Source organism: Corynebacterium sp. AOP40-4SA-5, assembly GCF_052377355.1.
Lineage (GTDB): Bacteria > Actinomycetota > Actinomycetes > Mycobacteriales > Mycobacteriaceae > Corynebacterium.
Window position 1 is genome coordinate 57,292 of record NZ_JBQSWS010000017.1, and the last position, 19,447, is coordinate 76,738.

The following is a 19,447-nucleotide window of genomic DNA, read 5'->3' on the forward strand; positions in this document are numbered from 1 at the left end:
CACCAACGTAAAGGGGAACCCCGTGGCCTACTCCGGCCCGTTCCAGCCCGGCGACCGGGTCCAGCTGACCGACGCCAAGCGCCGTCACTACACCATCACCCTGGAGACCGGCGGCAGCTACTTCACCCACAAGGGCGAGATCAGCCACGACGACATCATCGGCTCCGACGAGGGCACCGTGGTGGTCTCCCACGTCGGCGGCGAGTACCTGTGCTTCCGGCACCTGCTGGTGGACCACGTGCTGTCCATGCCGCGTGGTGCCGCGGTGATCTACCCCAAGGACGCCGCCCAGATCCTCGTGGAGGGCGACATCTTCCCCGGCGCGAAGGTCCTGGAGGCCGGGGCCGGCTCCGGTGCGCTGTCGATGACCCTGCTGCGCGCGGTGGGCGCCGACGGCCAGCTGATCTCCTACGAGATCCGCGAGGACCACCTCGACTACGCCGAGGCCAACGTCACCGAGTACATGGGGGAGCACCCGGCGAACTGGGACCTTCGCCTCGGGGACCTCAAGGACGTCACCGTCGCCGACACCGACGGGCCGGTCGACCGGGTCATCCTGGACATGCTCGCCCCCTGGGAGTGCCTGGAGACCGTGCGCGACCTGCTGATCCCCGGCGGGGTGTTCATGACCTACGTGGCCACCGTGCCGCAGCTGATGAAGGTCATGGAGGGCATCCGCGAGCTCAAGTGCTTCACGGAGCCCAAGGCGTGGGAGTCCCTGGTGCGCGAGTGGAAGGTCGAGGGTCTGGCCACCCGCCCGGAGCACCGGATGAACGCCCACACCGCCTTCCTGGTCTGGGCCCGACGCCTGGCCGACGGCACCGTGGCGCCGAAGCCGCAGCGCCGGGCACGCAAGTAGCCCCACCACCCCAATTCAGCGTTCCTGGATAGGCTACCTTTCCTTAACATGTAGAGTGGCGCCCTATGACGCAGCACTCCACGGACCAGAATCTCCATGACGGACCGACCGCGCGTGTCGACTCCGGACCTGAGTCCTACCGCCAGCTGCAACTGGCCAACCGGACCCTGGGCACACGCAACGCCAAGCTCACCGAGATGCTCAAGTCCAGCCGCGACAAGCTGGACGAACTCAACTCCCGGCTGGACGCGCTGGCCGACCCGCCGAGCACCTACGGCATCCTGCTGGAGACCGGCGACGGCGCCCTGACCGGCGAGGTCCACACCGCCGGCCGCCGCATGCGCCTGCCCGTCAGCCCGCGGGTGTCACCGGGCGAGCTCACCCCCGGATCCCTGGTGCGCCTGGGGGAGGGCCAGCAGGTCGTGGAGGTCTGCGGCTACGCCGACTCCGGTGACATCGCCACGGTGGTCGAGGTCGCCGACTCCGGGCGCATCGTCGTCGCCGACAAGCTCGGCGAGGAAACGTTGATGAAGTGCGCCGGTGCCCTGACCTCCGAGCTGGCCGCCAAGCAGGTCGGCCCCGGCGACAGCGTGGTCGTCGACCGGCGCGCCGGGTACGCCTTCGAGGTGATCTCCCGGGCCGAGGTGGAGGACCTGGTGCTCGAGGAGGTGCCGGACGTGTCCTACACCGACATCGGCGGCCTGGAGAGCCAGATCGAGCAGCTGCACGACGCCGTGGAGCTGCCCTTCCTGCACCCGGAGCTCTACCGCGACTACGGGCTGCTGCCGCCGAAGGGTGTGCTGCTCTACGGCCCGCCCGGCTGCGGCAAGACGTTGATCGCCAAGGCGGTGGCGTCCTCCCTGTCGCGCAAGATCGCCACCGACGCCGGCACCCCGGACGCCAAGTCCTACTTCCTGAACATCAAGGGCCCGGAGCTGCTGAACAAGTTCGTCGGCGAGACCGAACGCCAGATCCGGCTGATCTTCGAGCGCGCCCGCAAGATCGCCTCCGCCGGCCAGCCGGTGATCATCTTCTTCGACGAGATGGAGGCCATCTTCCGCACCCGTGGCACCGGGGTGTCCTCGGACGTGGAGTCCACGGTGGTCCCGCAGCTGCTCGCCGAGATCGACGGTGTGGAGGGGCTGCGCAACGTGATCGTGATCGGCGCGTCCAACCGTGAGGAGCTCATCGACCCGGCGATCCTGCGCCCGGGGCGTCTGGACGTGAAGATCCGGGTGGAGCGTCCCGACCGTGCGGCCGCAGCCGACATCCTGGAGAAGTACCTCACCGCCGAGGTGCCGATGTCCGCGGGGCTGGCCGCCGCCACCGGCGGGGCCGAGGCCGCCGCGGCGCACCTGCGCGCCCGGGTGATCGACAACCTCTACTCCGACGAGCGGCCGTACCTGACCCTGCACTACGCCGACGGTTCCCGCTCCGACCTGTTCTTCCGCGACTTCACCTCCGGTGCCATGCTGGCCAATATCGTCGACCGGGTGAAGAAGCTCGCCATCAAGGACGTGCTGCGCGGTGAGGGCGACGGTGTCACCGAGGCCCACGTCGACCTGGCCGTCGACGAGGAGTGCCGCGACAACGACGACCTGCCGGACACCACCAACCCCGCCGAGTGGGCCCGGATCTCCGGGCACTCCACCCGACGCGTCGTGGAGATCACCATGGCGGATAGAGCAGAGCGCACAGAGGCAGGAGCAGCACGGTGACCGAGGAGCCCCGCCGTCTGATCGGCACCGAGACCGAGTTCGGCATCATCGCCCCGGACGACCCGCACGCCAGCCCCATCGAGACCTCCACGCAGGCCGTCATCGCCTACGCGGGGGCGACCGGGCTGGGTGTGAACAGGCGCACCCGCTGGGACTACACCGCCGAGTCGCCGCTGCGTGACGTGCGCGGCTTCGACCTGCGCCGCTACCGCACCGCCCCGGTGATCGACCCGAACGCCCTGGGCTCGGCCAACGTGGTGACCACCTCCGGCGCGCGGTTCTACGTCGACCACGCCCACCCCGAGTACTCCTCCCCGGAGACCACCAACGCGTGGGACGCGGTGATCTGGGACAAGGCCGGCGAGCTGGTGATGCACGCCGCCGCGCAGGCCGCCGGCGAGGTGGAGGACCAGCCGGTGCTGAAGATCCACAAGAACAACGTGGACGGCAAGGGGGCGTCCTACGGCGCCCACGAGAACTACCTCTACCCGCGTTCCTACGACACCGCCGCGGTGCAGGCCGCCCTGATCCCGCACTTCGTGACCCGCCAGGTCTACACCGGTGCCGGACGCCTCGGCCTCGGTGCCGAGAGTCAGTCACCGGGCTTCCAGCTCAGCCAGCGCGCCGACTACATCGAGACCACCGTGTCGTTGGAGACCACGCTGAACCGCGGCATCATCAACACCCGCGATGAGTCGCACGTGGGGGAGCGGTGGGCGCGGATGCACGTGATCATCGGGGATGCGAACCTCTCGGAGTACGCCACCTTCCTCAAACTCGGCACCACCGCCCTGGTGCTCGATGCGGTCGGCGCCGGCGCGGACTTCTCCGACCTGGCCCTCCACGAGCCGGTCGCCGCGGTGCAGCAGGTCTCCCGCGACCTGGACTGCACCACCGGGCTGCGGCTCTACGGCAACAAGGAACTCACCGCGGTGCAGCTGCAGCGCGAGATCCGACGCCGGGTGGCCGAGGCCGTGCCCGCCGAGCGGCGGCAGCGCGGCGACGACCTCGTCCTGCAGGTGTGGGGGGAGATCCTCGACGACCTGGAGCGCGACCCGATGAGCACCGCCGACCGGCTGGACTGGACGGCGAAGCTCTCCCTGCTCAACGGCTACCGCGCCCGCGGGCTGGAGTGGGACCACCCCACGATGGCCGTGGTCGACATCCAGTACCACGACATCGACCCGGCCAAGGGCCTGTACAACGCGCTGGTGCGCAAGGGGCGCATGCGCACCCTGGTCCCGGCCGAGGACGTCGCCGCCGCCGCGGCGCACGCCCCGTGCGACACACGCGCCTGGTTGCGCGGAGAGGTCGCCGGACACTTCGCCGATGAACTGCTCGCCGCCAACTGGGACACGCTCGTCCTCGACACGCCCTACGGTGCGTCGTCGACTACGCGCGTGCTGCTCTCCGACCCGTTGGACGGTTCGGCCGCCCAGCTGCGCGAGGCGCTGGCCGACGTCACCGACGCCGCCGGGCTCGTCCGCGTGCTCGGCGAGGTCATTCCCGGCTCCCTCGCCGGGGTCGACTGCTAGTCTGTAGACGTCAAGAACGTGCGGTGAACATCACCTAACATCTCGTACCCATCTCCCGCCCGACGGGCGGGAAACTCGTGAAGGAAGTGGTTCCACATGGCAGCCGGATCAGGCTCGACGGGTGGCTCTAGCCAGGGCCAGGTGCACGGGGGCCGTGGCCCCTCCGACGAGGACGCCGGCACCACCGACCCCTCCGCCTCCGGCCAGGAGCAGCTGCGGGTCAGCGGCACCGACGACCTCCTCGACGAGATCGACGGGCTGCTGGAGTCCAACGCCGAGGAGTTCGTGAAGTCCTACGTCCAGAAGGGCGGGCAGTAGCCACGTCCGCCGCGTCGTCCTCTGCCGGTTCCGGTGAGGTGTTCACCCGTAGGATCATGGGCCTGGAGACGGAGTTCGGCATCACCAGTGTGCTCGACAGCCACCGTCGGCTCGGCCCGGACGAGGTCGCCCGGCACCTGTTCGCCCCGGTGGTGGAGCGCTACCGCAGCAGCAACGTGTACTGGCCCAACGCCTCGCGGGTCTACCTCGACGTCGGCGCGCACCCGGAGTTCGCCACCGCCGAGTGCGACTCCCTGCACCAGCTGGTCACCTACGACCGCGCCGGGGAGCTGATCTTCCACGACCTGGCGTCGCGGTGCGAGGCGTCGCTCAACGAGCGCGGCATCGGCGGCAAGGTGTACCTGCTGAAGAACAACACCGACTCGGTCGGCAACTCCTACGGCTGCCACGAGAACTACCTGGTGGGCCGGGGCATGCCCCTGAAGAGCCTGTCGGCGCAGCTGCTGCCGTTCCTGGTGACCCGCCAGCTGATCTGCGGGGCGGGCAAGATCAGCGTGCCGACCGCCGGCGCCCCGAACGAGAACTTCGGGCCGGGTTACTGCCTGTCCCAGCGTGCCGACCACGTGTGGGAGGGGGTGTCCTCGGCGACGACGCGGTCGCGTCCGATCATCAACACCCGCGACGAGCCGCACGCGGACTCCTCCCGGTTCCGCCGCCTGCACATCATCGTCGGCGACTCGAACATGTCCGAGACCACCACCGCGCTGAAGGTGGGTTCCACGCTGCTGGTGCTGGAGATGATCGAGGCGGGGGTGGCCCTGCCGGACTGCGAGCTGTCCAACGAGATCCGCTCGATCCGGGAGATCGCCCGCGACTTCACCGGCACCACGCCCCTGGAACTGCGCAACGGTGGCACGGCCACGCCGCTGGGCATCCAGCGCGCCTTCCACGCCGCCGCGGTCGACTGGCTGGCCGACCGGCAAGAGGACGCCTCGGGGACCGGCACCCCGAACTCCCAGCTGGCGCCGGTCGTCGACCTGTGGGGCCGGGTGCTCGACTGCGCGGAGTCCGGCGACTTCTCCGGCGTGGACACCGAGATCGACTGGGTGATCAAGAAGAAGCTGCTCGACCGTGTCGCCGGGCGTGGCGGCCTGGACATCACCGACCCTCGTCTGGCGCAGGTCGACCTGACGTACCACGACATCGACCCGCAGCGAGGCCTGTTCCACATGCTCGCCCGCCGCGGGCAGGTCGCCACCCTCACCGACCCGGACGAGGTCGCCGCCACCGCGCACACCGCCCCGCAGACCACCCGCGCGGCGGTCCGCGGCCGCTTCCTCGCCGCCGCCGAGGCCAGCGCCCGGCAGACGACCGTGGACTGGACCCGGCTGAAGGTCAACGGCGACGGCGGCGCCGAGATCGTCCTGCCCGACCCCTTCGACCCCACCGCCGAGGGGCTCGACGACCTGCTGGACATCCTGCACGCCGAACCACACGAGGACCGGCCGTGACCGCTCGCAACCGTCCGACGGAGGTGCACTGGGACGCAGCGTCGTCGCGCCTGCTCAACCTCGTGTTCGCCCTGTCGGAGCGTCCCCGCTCCCTGGCGTGGCTGCGCGCCCACGTCGACTGGTACTCCGGCGAGACGGATGCGGTCCGCAAGCGCTTCGACCGGGACCGGGCCCTCGTCGACGAGCTGGGGCTCAGCGTCGTCGAGTCCACCGGCACCGACGCCGACGGCGACCCCGAACTGCAGTACCAGCTCGACCCCGCCACGAGCTTCCTGCCCGACCTGGAGCTCAGCGACTCCCACTGGCAGGCGTTGCGTCCGGCGGCGCAGTGGGTGCCGAACGAGTCACTGGCCGACCCGGTGCGCCACGCCCTGCAGAAGCTCTCCACCGTGGCACCGGCGTCCGACGTCGAGGGTGGCCCCGGTTTCTCCGCCGCCGTGCCCGACGCGGTGGACATCACCGACGCCGACATCCGCGCGATCAACGTGGCCCTGGACCGCAACCTGAGCCTGCGGTTCAACTACTGGCCGGCGTTGACGAAGGACCCCCAGGTCCGCCACCTCGACCCGTGGGGGGTCGCCGCCGTCGACGGCCGGCTCTACCTCACCGGCCACGACAACGACCGTGACGGGCAGCGGACCTTCCGGCTGTCGCGCATCGCCGACCTCGAGGCGACCGCCACGCTGATCCGGCACCACGCCCCGGACCGTCCCGTCGCCCACCTGGTGGGCGAGGGGCTGCGTGCCTCGTCGACGACGGTGACCGCGCGGGTGCGTTTCCTCACGGACGGTGCCCAGGAGCTGCGCGCGGCCGCCACCCCGGCCGGGCACGGCGAGTACACCGTCGGCCCCGTCGACCGCCGGTGGCTGATCCGCACCGCGGCGTCCTACGCCACCGACGCCCTGGTGGTGGACCCGCCGGACGTCGTCGCCGACATCATCACCCACCTGGAGGACGCGGTGCGGACCTTCGGCCGACCGGGGGAGCAGGCATGACCGGATCACCTGTGCCACGACGACGCACCGCCGGCTTCACCGTCTGGCAGGTGCGCCGCGTACTCGCCGTGACCGCCTGGCTGCGCCAGCACCCGGACGGTTCCCTGATGAGCGCCGCCGCCCAGTTCGGGGTGAGTGTGCCGCAACTGCGCCATGAGCTCAACCAGGCGTCGACCTGCGGACTTCCGCCGTACCTTCCGGGGTCGCTGATGGAGTTCCAGACCTCCGGCATGCACGCGCACGTGGTCAGTTCGCTGGGGATGGACCACGCTCCGGCGTTGACGTCCGCCGAGTCCGGCGCGCTGCTGCTGAGCCTGCAGCGTCTGGCGAGCGTGGTCACGGGCCCGGGACGCGAGGCGGTGGAGTCCGCCGCCGCACTGGTCCGCGACCTGCAGCAGGACCTGCGCGACCGTCGTGACCGGTTCACCCCGGACGAGTTCACCACGCCGGCCCGCCCTGCGGCGGCCCTCACCGCGCAGGACGCCGGACGCGGCGACGGGGGAGAGGACGCCACGTCGGCCGCCCTGGCCCGCAACCTGCCGGCGTTGCGCGAGGGCGTGACCTCGCGACGGTGGGTGGAGCTGACCTACCGTTCGACGTCCTCGGACACGCTGCGCACCCGCACGCTCGTGCCGGACCAGCTGGAGTTCATCGACGGCCAGGCCTACCTCTGGGCGCGCGAAGACGGTACCGACCAGCGGTGCTTCAACGTCTCACGGATGTCGCAGGTCACGGTGACCGAACGCGAGGCGCCGGCGGTGCTGGAGCGGGTGATCGACACGTCCGACCCCTTCGGTTTCGACCGCGACGGCCAACGCTGGGCGGAGATCGAGCTGGAGGACGACGCGGCGTGGATGTTCGAGTACCTGCCGATCTGGCAGGTCGACGAGCCGGGACCGTTGCGCGCGGCGATCCCGGACACCGGCGACTGGCTGGAGCGCTTCCTGCTGGCGTACGCGCCGACGATCCGCGCCGCCGTGCCGCAGGACGGTGAGCGTGATCTCGCCCACCGTGTGGCACGTCGTGCCCGCGCTGCGCTGGATGCCTACCGCACTCTGGCGTAGTGTTACCGGTGACTGATTCATGCGACGGAAAGGCCGGTACCCATGGGTAGCCTTGGAGCACCAGAAATCCTCATCATCCTGCTCGTGGTCCTGTTGCTTTTCGGCGCGGCCAAACTGCCCACGCTGGCCCGGTCCGCCGGCCGGTCGATGCGCATCTTCAAGTCCGAGATGTCGGAGATGAAGAAGGACGGCACCCCTGCCGCCGAGCAGCCCTCGGCGATAGAGACCGGCACCGTCAACGACGTCGCCCAGCCGACGGTCAACCCGACCACCGAAAACGACAAGAAGAACCAGGCCTGACCGGCCGAGGAGAAGACCACATATGATGCCCGGCCCCATGCAACTGCTCATCATCGTCCTGGTGATCGTCCTGTTGTTCGGCGCTGCGAAGCTGCCGACGATGGCCCGATCGCTGGGTCGTTCCATGCGCATCTTCAAGTCCGAGATGAACGAGATGAAGAAGGACGGCACCCCGTCCGCCGTCACCCCCGCCGACACCGTGAACAACGCGCACCCCAACGACATCGCCGCTTCCGAGGTCAAGGCCACGGATGCGAAGGATCTGAAGGCCGACTCCACGACCAATGACTGACAGTTCCCCGGACGCCTCCCGGCGGATCCGTGTGCCCCGCACACGCGGTTCGTCGAAACGTCGCCGCCCGACCGAGGCGGAGATGTCTCTCGTCGAGCACCTCAAGGAACTGCGTCGACGGGTGCTCGTGGCGCTGGCGGCGATTGCCGTCGGCACGGTGTTGGGCTACATGTGGTACGGCAACGGTGTGTTCGGCACACCGAGCCTCGGTGAGCTTCTCAAGGAACCCTACTGCGACCTGCCCGACCACCTGCGTTTCGGTAGCGAGACCAACCGGTGCGCACTGATAGCGACGGCACCGTTCGACATGTTCATGCTGCGCCTGAAGATCGGTTTCATCGCCGGGCTCGTGCTCTCCGCCCCGGTGTGGCTCGGCCAGCTCTGGGGTTTCATCACCCCGGGCCTGAAGAAGAACGAGAAGAAGTGGACCCGGATCTTCGTCACTGCGGCGACCCTGCTGTTCGTCATCGGCGCGGTCCTTGCGTACTTCGTCCTGTCCTTCGGGCTGGAGTTCCTGGTGACGATGGGCGGGGAGACCCAGGTCGCCGCACTGACCGGTGACCGGTACTTCAACTTCCTGCTGATGCTGCTGCTCGTCTTCGGCATCAGTTTCGAGTTCCCGCTGATCATGGTGATGCTCAACGTCCTCGGCATCCTGTCGTACGAGTCGTTGAAGGACAAGCGGCGCTACATCATCCTCGGCCTGTTCATCTTTGCCGCGATCGCCACTCCCGGCGGCGACCCGGTCTCGATGTTGATTCTGTCGATGTCGATGTGCCTGATGATGGAGATCGCGATCCAGATCACGCGGCTCAACGACAAGCGCCGCGCGAAGAACGCCGGCGTGGACGGTCTCGGCGGCCTGCCGGAGGACCTCGACGACGAGTCCGCCTCCTCGATCGCGCCCGCCGCCCCGCTGGCCACACCCCGCGCCACCGCCGCTCCGACCCCGACAAAACCCGCAGCGAATCCCACTGCACACACTTCGACAACCACCAGGATGGACCAGAACAATCTCGACGACCTCCTCTGACGCGACCACCTCTGACGCGACCAGCGCCGACGGCACAGAGCTGCCGGCAGCCGTCGCCGCCTTCGCCGCCGCGTACCCCTTCCCGCTGGACGAGTTCCAGCTCACCGCCGCCACGTCCGTCGCCGAGGGACGCGGCGTCCTGGTCTGCGCACCCACCGGTGCCGGCAAGACGGTGGTGGGGGAGTTCGCCGTGCACGAGGCGATCCGCCGCGAGGGCACGTGCTTCTACACCACCCCGATCAAGGCGCTGAGCAACCAGAAGTACCACGACCTGGTCGCCCGCTACGGCGAGGACCGGGTCGGACTGCTCACCGGCGACGTGAGCATCAACGGCGACGCACCGGTGGTCGTGATGACCACCGAGGTGCTGCGCAACATGATCTACGCCGACTCCGACCGGCTGGACTCGCTGACCCACGTGGTCATGGACGAGGTGCACTTCCTCGCCGACCCGTCGCGCGGGCCGGTGTGGGAGGAGACCATCCTCAACCTCGACCCACGGGTGATCCTGGTCAGCCTGTCGGCGACGGTGAGCAACGCCGAGGAGTTCGGCGCCTGGCTCTCCACCGTCCGCGGACGCACGGACCTGGTGGTCACCACGCACCGTCCGGTGCCGTTGCACCAGTCGATGATGGTGGGTTCGCAGATCCTGCCGCTCTACGGTGACGGCAGGAACGGCAGGGACGCAGACGTCAACCGCGCCGTCGTGGCCGCGTGCAGCCGTGCCGAGGAGTCGGGACGCCGCCAGGGCCCGAAGCGTGCGGACGTCGTCGCGCAGATGCGGGCGGCGTCGATGCTGCCGGCGATCTACTTCATCTTCTCCCGCGCGGGCTGCGACGGGGCGGTCCGTCAGCTGCTCGTCGACCGGGTGCGGCTGACCACCGACGCCGAGCGCGACGAGATCCTGGCCGCCGTGGACAAGGGTGTCGAGGGCATCGCCACCGAGGACCTCGGGGTGCTGGGCTTCCGCCAGTGGCGTCGGGCGTTGGGCAACGGCTTCGGCGCCCACCACGCCGGGATGCTGCCGGCGTTCCGGCACATCGTGGAGGACCTGTTCTCCCGCGGGTTGCTCAAGGTCTGCTTCGCCACCGAGACCCTGGCGTTGGGCATCAACATGCCGGCGCGCACGGTGGTGCTCGAGAAGTTGATCAAGTTCAACGGTGAGGCCCACGTGGACCTCACCCCGGGGCAGTACACCCAGCTCACCGGGCGTGCAGGGCGTCGTGGCATCGACACCGAGGGCAATGCCCTGGTGCTGTGGTCCAAGGGGATCGACCCGTACGCGGTGGCGAACCTGGCGCAGACGCGCACCTACCCGTTGGACTCCACCTTCCGCCCCGGCTACAACATGGCGGTGAACCTGATCTCCACGAAGGGCTACACCGACTCCCACCGGCTGCTGGACCGCTCGTTCGCCCAGTACCAGGCGGCGTCCACGGTGGTCGAGCAGGCGGAGCGTGCCAGCCGTCGCCGCCGCGACCTCTCCAGTCTCGAACGTGACCTGTCCAAGGCCCTGTCCTCGCTCAAGGGCACGCAGGTCGGCGTCGACGACGTCATCGAGTACGCCGGCCTGCGCCGGGACCTCACGCTGGAGGAGCGTCGGGCGAAGAAGGACTCCGCCACCGACCGCCAGGCAGAGACCGCACGTCTGCTGTCGAGCCTGTCGGTCGGCGACATCATCGCCCTGCCGACCGGACGCCACCCGCAGATCGCGGCGGTGGCGCGCGGCGACTCCGACCACCGTCGTCCCCGCCCGTGGATCATCACCGAGGATGGCTGGTGCGGACCGGTCACCGCCGAGACCTTCGGCAACGTCCCGGTGCCGTTGGGGCACATGTCGCTGCACAAGGGCGTGCAGCGCAGTCCGAAGCGCAATGCGCGCGCCGTCGCGTCGAACCTGCGCAAGCAGAAGGTCGACCGTCCGCGCGTCCTCAAGCCGAAGGCGAAGGGCGGTTCGCGCAAGGCCGCCGAACTGCGCGACCGGGTGCACGTCCACCCGGTGCACCTTCTCAAGGAACGCGAGGACCTGGTGCGTCCGGCCGAGCGGGTCGTCGCCGCCCGGCGCACGCTGGAACGTGAACTGGAGGTCACCGCCCCGGAGACCGAGTCGCTGTCGCGGACCTTCGACCGCATCCTGGACCTGCTCGGGGAGCTGGACTTCATCGAGCAGGACGCCGCGGCACCGTCCTCCGACCGCACGAGCACGCGCATCACCGCCGAGGGGCGCCGCCTGGCGCAGGTGCACCACGAGTCCGACCTGCTGGTCGCCCAGTGCCTGCGCCGTGGGGTGTGGGACGACCTCGACCCGGCGGAACTCGCCGCGGTGGTGTCGACCTGCGTCTTCGAGAACCGACGCGAGAGCGAGGGACGCCACGAGGACGGTGTGCCCACCGAGGCGCTGGCCGACGCGGTCAGCGCGGTGTTCCGCATCCACGGCGAGCTCGTCTCCGACGAGGCCCGTCACCGGCTGCCGTTGACCCGCGACCCGGACCTGGGTTTCGCCACGGCGGTACACCAGTGGGCCGCCGGTGCCCCGCTGGACTACTGTCTGCGCGCCGCGGAAGCCTCCGGGGCGACGTTGAGCGCCGGTGACTTCGTGCGCTGGTGCAACCGGGTGGTCGACCTGCTGGAGCAGATCCGTCACACCGGCTACTCCGACTCTGTGAAGGCCTCCGCCCGCAAGGCGGTGCCGGCGATCAGGCGCGGCGTGGTGGAACTCGGCGCCTGACACGCCCGGCGCCTGACACGTCCAGCGCAACCACAGCGGACCCCAACCCGCTGCGGCGGATCGCCCACTACGCTCGACGCCCATGTCACGTTCTCAGCCCGTCGTCATCCGTAGCCGGGGTATCGGCGAACCGGTGCCCGGCCCCACACTCTGCGCGGTCACCGACCGGCTCCCGGACTCCTGGACGTGCCTGGAGAACCCGTGGCTGGCGCAGTACGGGCCCGCCGGGGAACGCCTGGAGGGCACCGTGCCGTTCCTCGACGCCGTGGAACGCGGCGCCGACGACCTCGTCGCACTCGTACGCGCCACCACAGACACCACAGACTGTGCAGACCCAGCCGATCCGGGACCTCCCGTGATCCTGCTGGGCTACTCCGGCGGGGCGGTCGTGGTGCACCGTGCCCTGGAACGCCTCGACGCCGCGGACCGTGACCGGGTGATGGCCGTCGGCTTCGTCTCCGACCCGGAGCAACCCCGCGGGACCACCGGGGACCCGACGCGCTACGGCATCCGTGGTGAATCGCCGGTGCCGGACGTGCCGGCGCGGTGGGCTGCCGCCCCGGACGACGGCATCTGCCTGTGCCCGGACCCCAGCCCGCTGCGTCTGCTCGCGCAGTGGACGCCGGACCTCGGGGGAGACTCGCCGTTGACCTGGCGTGACCGTGCGTCGCGTGCCCTACGGCTGCGTCGTGGGGCCGCCTACCACGTCGACGTCCGTGACCTGACCGGGGAGCGCGCCCGCTTCGCCGAGGCCCGCCGGCTGCTCACCGGTTACCTCGGCGAGGAACACACCAGCTACGCCACACGTCGCGAACCGGGCACCGACGCCACCTTCGTCGACAACATGGCCGACTGGCTGCGCAGGATCCACGACGGAGAGATCCACGACGGCAGGATCCACGGCCGCCGGACGCCCGCCACGTCCGTCCGGCCCCGTACAGTGTGATCCATGAGCTTTCCCGTCTCCACCTACACGGCCCGTCTCGACGCCGTCGCCCGCCTGCTCGCCGAGCAGGAACTCGCGGCCGCCGTCCTGACACCGGGCCCTGACCTGCGATTCCTGCTCGACAGCGACCTCGAGACCCATGAGCGTTTCGCCGCACTCGTCGTCACCCCCACGGCACGTCGCATCGTGGTACCCGGTGTCGACGCCGCCGACCTGCGCGACGGGGTGGCCGGGGAGGCCGGCGTCGAGGTCGTGGCGTGGAACGACGGCGAGGACCCGCTCTCCCTGCTCGGCATCCCCACCGACGCCACAGTCGCGGTCTCTGCGACCATGACCGCCGACCATCTGCTGAACTTGCAGGCCAGGGGAGTGGCGACGGTGAACGCCACCGCCGTGCTGCGCGAGGTGTTCATGGTCAAGGACCCGGCCGAGACCGCCGAGCTCGCCCGCGCGGGTGCGGCGATCGACGCGGTTCACCGCCGCGTCCCGTCCCTGCTGCGTGCGGGCCGCACCGAGAGCGAGGTGGCCGGGGATCTCACCGCCCTGATCCTGGAGGAGCACGTCTCCGTGGACTTCGTCATCGTCGGCTCGGGCCCGCACGGTGCCGACCCGCACCACAGTTTCTCCGGGCGCGTCCTCGCCGACGGCGACGTGGTCGTCGTCGACATCGGCGGCACGCTCGACTCCGGCTACCACTCCGACTGCACCCGCACCTACGTCCTGGGTGAGGCGTCCGAAGCGCAGCAGGACGCCTACCGCGTCCTGCGTACCGCGCAGGAGGCCGGCCTCGCCGCCGCGCGTCCCGGGGTCACCGCCACCGGGCTGGACGCCGTGGTGCGCGACGTCGTCGACGCCGCCGGCTACGGGGAGTTCTTCACCCACCGCACCGGCCACGGCATCGGCGTCTCCGGTCACGAGGAGCCCTTCATCATCGCCGGCAACGACACGGTGCTGACCGAGGGCATGGCATTCTCCGTCGAGCCGGGGATCTACGTGCCCGGGCAGTGGGGCGCCCGGATCGAGGACATCGTGGTGCTCACCGCAGACGGCTGCGAGCCGCTCAACACCACCACCCACGACCTCGTCGCCGTGGAGGTGCCGGCATGAGTACAGCGCACGCACCGAAACGCATCGCCCTGTTCGGCGCCACCAGTGAGATCGGTGCCGAGATCGTCCTGCGCCTCGCCGCGGGCAACCACGTGGTGCTCGCCGCCCGGCGTCCCGAGGCCCTCGGCGAGCTCGCCGCGGCGTGCCGGGACGCCGGCGCCGTCGGGGTCGACACCGTCTTCTTCGACGCCACCGACTGTGCGGCACAGGCGTCGGTCATCGACGACGTCGAGGCGTCCGGCGCCATCGACACCGCCGTCGCCGCCTTCGGCGTCCTCGGTGACCAGGACCTCGCCGAATCCGACGGTGCGGAGGTCGAGCGTGTGCTGCACACCGACTTCACCGCCCAGGCCGTGCTGCTCACCGAACTCTCCGCCCGCATGCGTCGACGCGGTCACGGCGACCTGGTCGCCTTCTCGTCCATCGCCGGCGCCCGCGTCCGCCGCCCCAACTACGTCTACGGCTCGGCCAAGGCCGGGCTCGACGGCTTCTGCCAGGGCATGCAGGACGCCCTGCGCGGCAGCGGCGTGCGGCTGACCGTGGTGCGTCCCGGCTTCGTCATCGGACGCATGACCGAGGGCATGGACCCCGCACCGATGTCGACCACACCCGACGTCGTCGCCGAGGCGACGGTGGACGCCCTGGCGTCCCACCGCACCGACGTATGGGTGCCGCGCCGGCTCGCCGTGCTGGCGCGGATCATGCCGCTGGTGCCGCGCGCCGTGTGGCGTCGGGCCCCACGGTAGGGTGGGGGTATGCCACGACTGCTTCCGCTGCTCTACATCGTCGTCGAGATCCTCGTGTTTTTCCTGTTGGGGACCTGGATCGGTTTCGGGTGGACGATCCTGCTCGTGCTCGCGACGTTCATCGGCGGCATGCTGCTCGCCGGATGGCAGTTCCGTGAACTCGTCCGCCGCTCGATGACGGACGCCAGCCACCCCGGACGCCTCACCGCCGACGCCGCGCTCAGCGCCGTCGGTGCCGTACTCGTCGCCCTGCCCGGCCTGGTCACCGCCGTGTTCGGCATCGTCCTGCTGCTGCCGCCGACGCGCTCACTGGTGCGCCGCGGCCTCGGCGGGGCGCTGCGCAGCAAGATCACCGAGTTCGGCGGTGCGTCGTTCACCGCCGTCTCCGGGGTCAGCATGCCGCAGACCCGCGACGTGGACGGGTGGGGCGAGGTCATCGACCACCGCGCCGACGAGTTCGACGGTGACGACAAGCGTGACGGGGACGACCGGGCGTGATCCGGTTCCTCCTGCTGACGGCCGCCGCCGCGGCCGCCGGGGTGGCGCAGTTCGCCTCCTACCAGCCCACCGGACTGTGGTGGGCCGCCCCGTTGGGCTTCGCCCTCTTCTTCTACGCAGTGCACCGGGCGGTCGAGTCCGCCGCCGACGCCCGCCACATTCGCCGCTGGGCGATGTGGCTCGGCTGGGTCCAGGGCCTGGTCTGCTACCTCTTCCTGCTGCCGTGGGTGGGGGAGTACGTCGGGGCGATCGCCTGGATCGGCCTGGCCCTGCTGGAGTCGCTGTACAGTCTGCTGTTCGGCCTCGGACTGGGGCTCATCTGCGTGGCTGTGAGGGGACGGCAGCGGGGTAGAGGTCTCACCCTGCTGGTGCTGCTCGGGGTGCCTGCCTGGTTCGTGGCCACCGAGTGGCTGCGCTCCACCTGGCCCTTCGGCGGGTTCGGCTGGGGACGTGTCGCCTGGGGCCAGATCACCGGCCCGCTGGCGCAGTGGGTCTCCGTCGCCGGGCCCGCACTGGTGACCTACGCGGTGGTCGTCTCCGGGCTGGCGCTGGCGATGCTGCTGCAGCGCCGCTACGTCACCGTCGCCTCGACGCTGGCGGTCACCCTCGGCGGCGGGCTGGTGCTCTCGCTCATCCCGACGTCCTGGGGTGGAACCGTCGGCGGGGACGACGAGACGTTGAACGTCGTCGCCGTCCAGGGCAACGTCCCGCGTCTCGGCCTGGACTTCAACTCGCAGCGCAGCGCCGTGCTGAACAACCACCTCACCCAGACCCACCGGCTCGCCGAGGAGATCGACGCTGGCGAGCGCCCGCGGCCCGACCTGGTGATCTGGCCGGAGAACGCCTCGGACATCAACCCGTTCACCGACCCGGCCGTCGCCGACGAGATCACCGCCGCCGCCCGGGCCGTCGGCGCCCCGCTACTGGTGGGGACCATCACCCGCGACGAGGAAGGCGCCCGGAACACCGCGGTGGTCTGGGACCCGGAGACCGGAGCGGGTGACCAGCACGTCAAGAAGTTCCTGCAGCCCTTCGGCGAGTACATGCCCTACCGCGACCTGCTGCGTCACGTGAGCCCGTACGTGGACATGGCCGGCGACTTCAAGGCCGGCGACGGCGACGGCGTGGTGGAGATGGACGACGTCCCCGTCGGCGTGGCCACCTGCTACGAGGCGAGCTTCGACGGTGCGTACCGCGACGCCGTGCGCGCCGGGGCCACGTTGTTCGCCAGCCCTACCAACAACGCCACCTTCGGGTTCACCGACATGACCTTCCAGCAGTTGGCCATCAACCGGATGCGCGCGATCGAGTATGACCGCTCGGTCATCGTGGCGGCGACCTCGGGCGTCTCGGCGATCGTGGACCCGGACGGGTCCGTGACGGACCGGACGGAGATCTTCCGTGCGGGGCTTTTGCAGGAGGACGTACCCGTGCGGGATACTGAGACGTTGTCGGCACGGATCGGCCCGTTCGGGGAGTGGCTCATCGCCCTCGCCGGCGCGGGCGTCGTGCTCTACGCGGGATTCCGCCAGAAGAACAAGACGCAGAAGTACCACAAGACCCAGAAGAACCAGAAGAACCAGAAGAAGAGGTAGGCACAGGTTTGGCTACGGGACATTCGACGCACCCCAGTGACCGCACCCTGGTCATCATCCCGACCTACGAGGAGCTGGAGAACCTTCCGCTGATCGTGGGACGGCTCCGTGCGGCCGAGCCTGACCGCGTCGACGTGCTCATCGTCGACGACAACAGCCCGGACGGCACCGGTGAGCTCGCCGACGAGCTCGCCGCGTCCGATGCGCACGTCAACGTCCTGCACCGTGAGGGCAAGGGCGGGCTGTGCGGAGCCTACGTGGCGGGTTTCCGGTGGGGCCTGGAACGTGACTACCAGGTGCTGTGCGAGATGGACGCCGACGGCTCTCACGCCCCCGAGCAGCTCGACCGTCTGCTGACGCAGGTCGATAAGGGCTCGGACCTGGTGATCGGGTCGCGGTACGTGCCCGGCGGCAAGGTGGTGAACTGGCCGTGGAACCGGTGGTTCCTGTCGAAGGCCGGGAACATCTACATCTCCGTCGCGCTGGGCTGCGGGCTCTCCGACATGACCGCCGGCTACCGTGCGTACCGGCGCGCGCTGGTGGAGTCGCTGGACCTCGACGAACTGTCGAACGCGGGCTACATCTTCCAGGTGGACCTCGCTTTCCGTGCGGTCGAGGGCGGTTTCGCCGTCGACGAGGTGCCGATCACCTTCACCGAGAGGGAGATCGGGGAGTCGAAGTTGGCCGGCAGTTTCGTGAAGGACAGTCTGCTGGCGGTGACGATGTGGGGTCTGCGCCACCGTGCGTCCCAGGCCGCGAAGTTGGGTTCAGCCTTCCTGCGGTTGGGCCGGGAGTCGGTGTCCCAGAAACTGGGGCGCTGAACAGCTAGAACGGCACCTCCTCGGTCGCTTCGGCCCGGGCCGCCTCGAGGGCGGCCTTCACCTCGGCGAGTTCGGCGATACGGCGTTCATTGTGTTCCCGCACGGTGGTGAACCTGCGGGAGGCACGTTCAGCGAAGGACGTCCGGGCGAACGCCGCCAGGGGGCCGGACGGTTCGACGACGTGGACGTGCCCGTCATCCACGCTGGACCACAGCAGCGCGCCGTCGCGGCCCTTGGTGACGTCGACCCAGCCCATCGTCTTGAGCAGGTGGTGCGCCCGGCACAGGGGGTGGAGGTTACGGGTGTCGGTGGGGCCGCCCTGTTCGGCGCTTTTATGGTCGAAGCGGTGCACGTGGTCGATGTCGCAGCGGGCGGCGGTCACCTCGCAGCCCGGGTAGGTGCAGCAGGTGTGCACCCCGGTGACGAACTCGACCATGCGCCGGGTGGGGACGTAGGACTCCGTGGCCTCGTGGCCGGGGATCCTGAGGTGGGTCACCCGGTCCATGAAGGTCGCGGTGGCCATCGCGTCGAGCCAGTGTCCGCCGGCGGTGGCGGCGATGGGGCTGTTGATCTCGCGGTACACGTTGAGCGTGACCGTGACGTCGGCGGTGCCGCGGGAGAGGTGCATGAGCCCGGCGGCCCGGGAGCAGTCCATCTTGCGGCACACGGCGTCCAGGACGGCCATGAACTCCTCCGCCTCCTCGGGAGGCAGGGTGGCGGTGATGACCGTCGCGCAGGGGTCGTAGGTGTCGACGCTGACCCTGCGGGTCATGGTGCCGCAGTCGCTGGCGTCCACCCCGGCCGGGGCCTCGACGGCAGAGTGGTTCAGCGCGTCGTCGATCATGCCCATACTCCCTCGTTTGGGATCCTCGGGGTCGGTGGGGTCGATCGGGCGGGCGAGCGCGTCGACCTCGTGGAGTGCCTTGAGGATCTTCTTCACCATAGCCCGGGGACCGGGGACGAGCTGGCCGTGGCGGCGGGGAGAGAAGACCTCGAGCAGTGCGTCCTGCGCGGCGGCGGTGTCCTCGTGCCGGATGCCGTCGGCGCTGCGGGCGAGGAGCCGCAGGTGGTCGAAGCTCAGGAATCCCCGCTCGAGTCGCTCACGTAGCCGCGGCATGCGCTGGCACAGCAGGCCGATGTCGGTGTAGGTCTCGGCACGGGTGTGCGTGACCCCGAGGCGTGCCTGCACCCGGGAATGGTGCGCGGTGACGTCCGAGCCAGGCAGGGGAGTGCACAGGACAGCGAGCTCGATCATCCCCCGGTTGATGGTACGCACCGCCACGCTCGCCGGATCGTGGGAGGTCTCGACGGACCAGAACTTGCCGCCGGGACCGAGGGCGGGGAAGTCCCTCCCGTCGATGGCGACCCGACGGACCGGGGCGAAGTCCGCCGTAGAGGGGAGCCGGCCGGGTGGCGTCGG

General features: G+C 70.0%; 18 protein-coding genes. 17 read left to right on the top strand and 1 reads right to left on the bottom strand.

Annotation, left to right across the window (positions count from 1 at the left end):
• Window positions 1–22 precede the first annotated feature (22 nt).
• From ACT3S3_RS10910 to ACT3S3_RS10990, 17 genes are all read left to right on the top strand, one after another.
• Complete coding sequence (locus tag ACT3S3_RS10910) at window positions 23–859, top strand: tRNA (adenine-N1)-methyltransferase (RefSeq protein WP_301444181.1); 837 nt, start codon at window positions 23–25, stop codon at window positions 857–859.
• A gap of 65 nt (window positions 860–924) precedes the next feature.
• Window positions 925–2,577 (top strand): proteasome ATPase, encoded by a 1,653-nt coding sequence (gene arc / locus ACT3S3_RS10915; RefSeq protein ID WP_444626773.1) that lies wholly within the window; start codon window positions 925–927, stop codon window positions 2,575–2,577.
• Window positions 2,574–4,112 carry a depupylase/deamidase Dop gene (gene dop, locus ACT3S3_RS10920; protein ID WP_301442342.1) on the top strand — a complete coding sequence of 513 codons (1,539 nt, stop codon included), beginning with the start codon at window positions 2,574–2,576 and terminating at the stop codon, window positions 4,110–4,112. The genes arc and dop overlap by 4 nt, the downstream gene beginning before the upstream one ends.
• Window positions 4,113–4,208: 96 nt before the next feature.
• Window positions 4,209–4,430, top strand: coding sequence for a ubiquitin-like protein Pup (locus tag ACT3S3_RS10925; RefSeq protein WP_301442341.1), 222 nt, complete (start codon window positions 4,209–4,211; stop codon window positions 4,428–4,430).
• A gap of 56 nt (window positions 4,431–4,486) precedes the next feature.
• Complete coding sequence (gene pafA, locus ACT3S3_RS10930; RefSeq protein WP_301442340.1) at window positions 4,487–5,902, top strand: Pup--protein ligase; 1,416 nt, start codon at window positions 4,487–4,489, stop codon at window positions 5,900–5,902.
• Entirely contained in the window at window positions 5,899–6,897 is a 999-nt protein-coding gene (locus ACT3S3_RS10935; protein WP_301442339.1) for a helix-turn-helix transcriptional regulator, read from the top strand. The genes pafA and ACT3S3_RS10935 overlap by 4 nt, the downstream gene beginning before the upstream one ends.
• Entirely contained in the window at window positions 6,894–7,961 is a 1,068-nt protein-coding gene (locus ACT3S3_RS10940; RefSeq protein ID WP_301442338.1) for a WYL domain-containing protein, read from the top strand. The genes ACT3S3_RS10935 and ACT3S3_RS10940 overlap by 4 nt, the downstream gene beginning before the upstream one ends.
• A gap of 42 nt (window positions 7,962–8,003) precedes the next feature.
• A complete protein-coding gene (gene tatA / locus ACT3S3_RS10945; RefSeq protein ID WP_301442337.1) occupies window positions 8,004–8,261 on the top strand; it encodes a Sec-independent protein translocase subunit TatA in 258 nt (85 codons plus the stop codon).
• Between the two features lie 22 nt (window positions 8,262–8,283).
• On the top strand, window positions 8,284–8,553 hold the full coding sequence (gene tatA / locus ACT3S3_RS10950) for a Sec-independent protein translocase subunit TatA (protein WP_301442336.1): 270 nt from the start codon (window positions 8,284–8,286) through the stop codon (window positions 8,551–8,553).
• An 82-nt stretch (window positions 8,554–8,635) separates the two neighbouring features.
• Window positions 8,636–9,586: a twin-arginine translocase subunit TatC gene (gene tatC / locus ACT3S3_RS10955; RefSeq protein WP_301442346.1), complete on the top strand. Its 951-nt coding sequence runs from the start codon at window positions 8,636–8,638 to the stop codon at window positions 9,584–9,586.
• 40 nt (window positions 9,587–9,626) lie between these two features.
• On the top strand, window positions 9,627–12,314 hold the full coding sequence (locus ACT3S3_RS10960; RefSeq protein WP_301442345.1) for a DEAD/DEAH box helicase: 2,688 nt from the start codon (window positions 9,627–9,629) through the stop codon (window positions 12,312–12,314).
• Between the two features lie 82 nt (window positions 12,315–12,396).
• Window positions 12,397–13,260, top strand: coding sequence for a cutinase family protein (locus tag ACT3S3_RS10965; protein ID WP_444626775.1), 864 nt, complete (start codon window positions 12,397–12,399; stop codon window positions 13,258–13,260).
• 3 nt (window positions 13,261–13,263) lie between these two features.
• Window positions 13,264–14,367: a M24 family metallopeptidase gene (locus ACT3S3_RS10970; protein ID WP_301442334.1), complete on the top strand. Its 1,104-nt coding sequence runs from the start codon at window positions 13,264–13,266 to the stop codon at window positions 14,365–14,367.
• Window positions 14,364–15,113 carry an SDR family NAD(P)-dependent oxidoreductase gene (locus ACT3S3_RS10975; protein WP_301442333.1) on the top strand — a complete coding sequence of 250 codons (750 nt, stop codon included), beginning with the start codon at window positions 14,364–14,366 and terminating at the stop codon, window positions 15,111–15,113. Before ACT3S3_RS10970 ends, ACT3S3_RS10975 begins: the two co-directional genes overlap by 4 nt.
• Window positions 15,114–15,122: 9 nt before the next feature.
• Window positions 15,123–15,611, top strand: coding sequence for an FxsA family protein (locus tag ACT3S3_RS10980; RefSeq protein WP_301442332.1), 489 nt, complete (start codon window positions 15,123–15,125; stop codon window positions 15,609–15,611).
• The gene (lnt, locus tag ACT3S3_RS10985) at window positions 15,608–17,206 is read left to right on the top strand and encodes an apolipoprotein N-acyltransferase (RefSeq protein ID WP_441582035.1); all 1,599 of its coding nucleotides are present in this window, start codon (window positions 15,608–15,610) and stop codon (window positions 17,204–17,206) included. Before ACT3S3_RS10980 ends, lnt begins: the two co-directional genes overlap by 4 nt.
• 8 nt (window positions 17,207–17,214) lie before the next feature.
• On the top strand, window positions 17,215–18,027 hold the full coding sequence (locus ACT3S3_RS10990; RefSeq protein ID WP_301442330.1) for a polyprenol monophosphomannose synthase: 813 nt from the start codon (window positions 17,215–17,217) through the stop codon (window positions 18,025–18,027).
• Window positions 18,028–18,031: 4 nt separating this feature from the next.
• On the opposite strand, the gene ACT3S3_RS10995 is transcribed toward ACT3S3_RS10990, so the two are convergent.
• Window positions 18,032–19,447: HNH endonuclease signature motif containing protein (locus ACT3S3_RS10995; RefSeq protein WP_444626778.1), on the bottom strand; the 1,416-nt coding region annotated here is incomplete at its 5' end.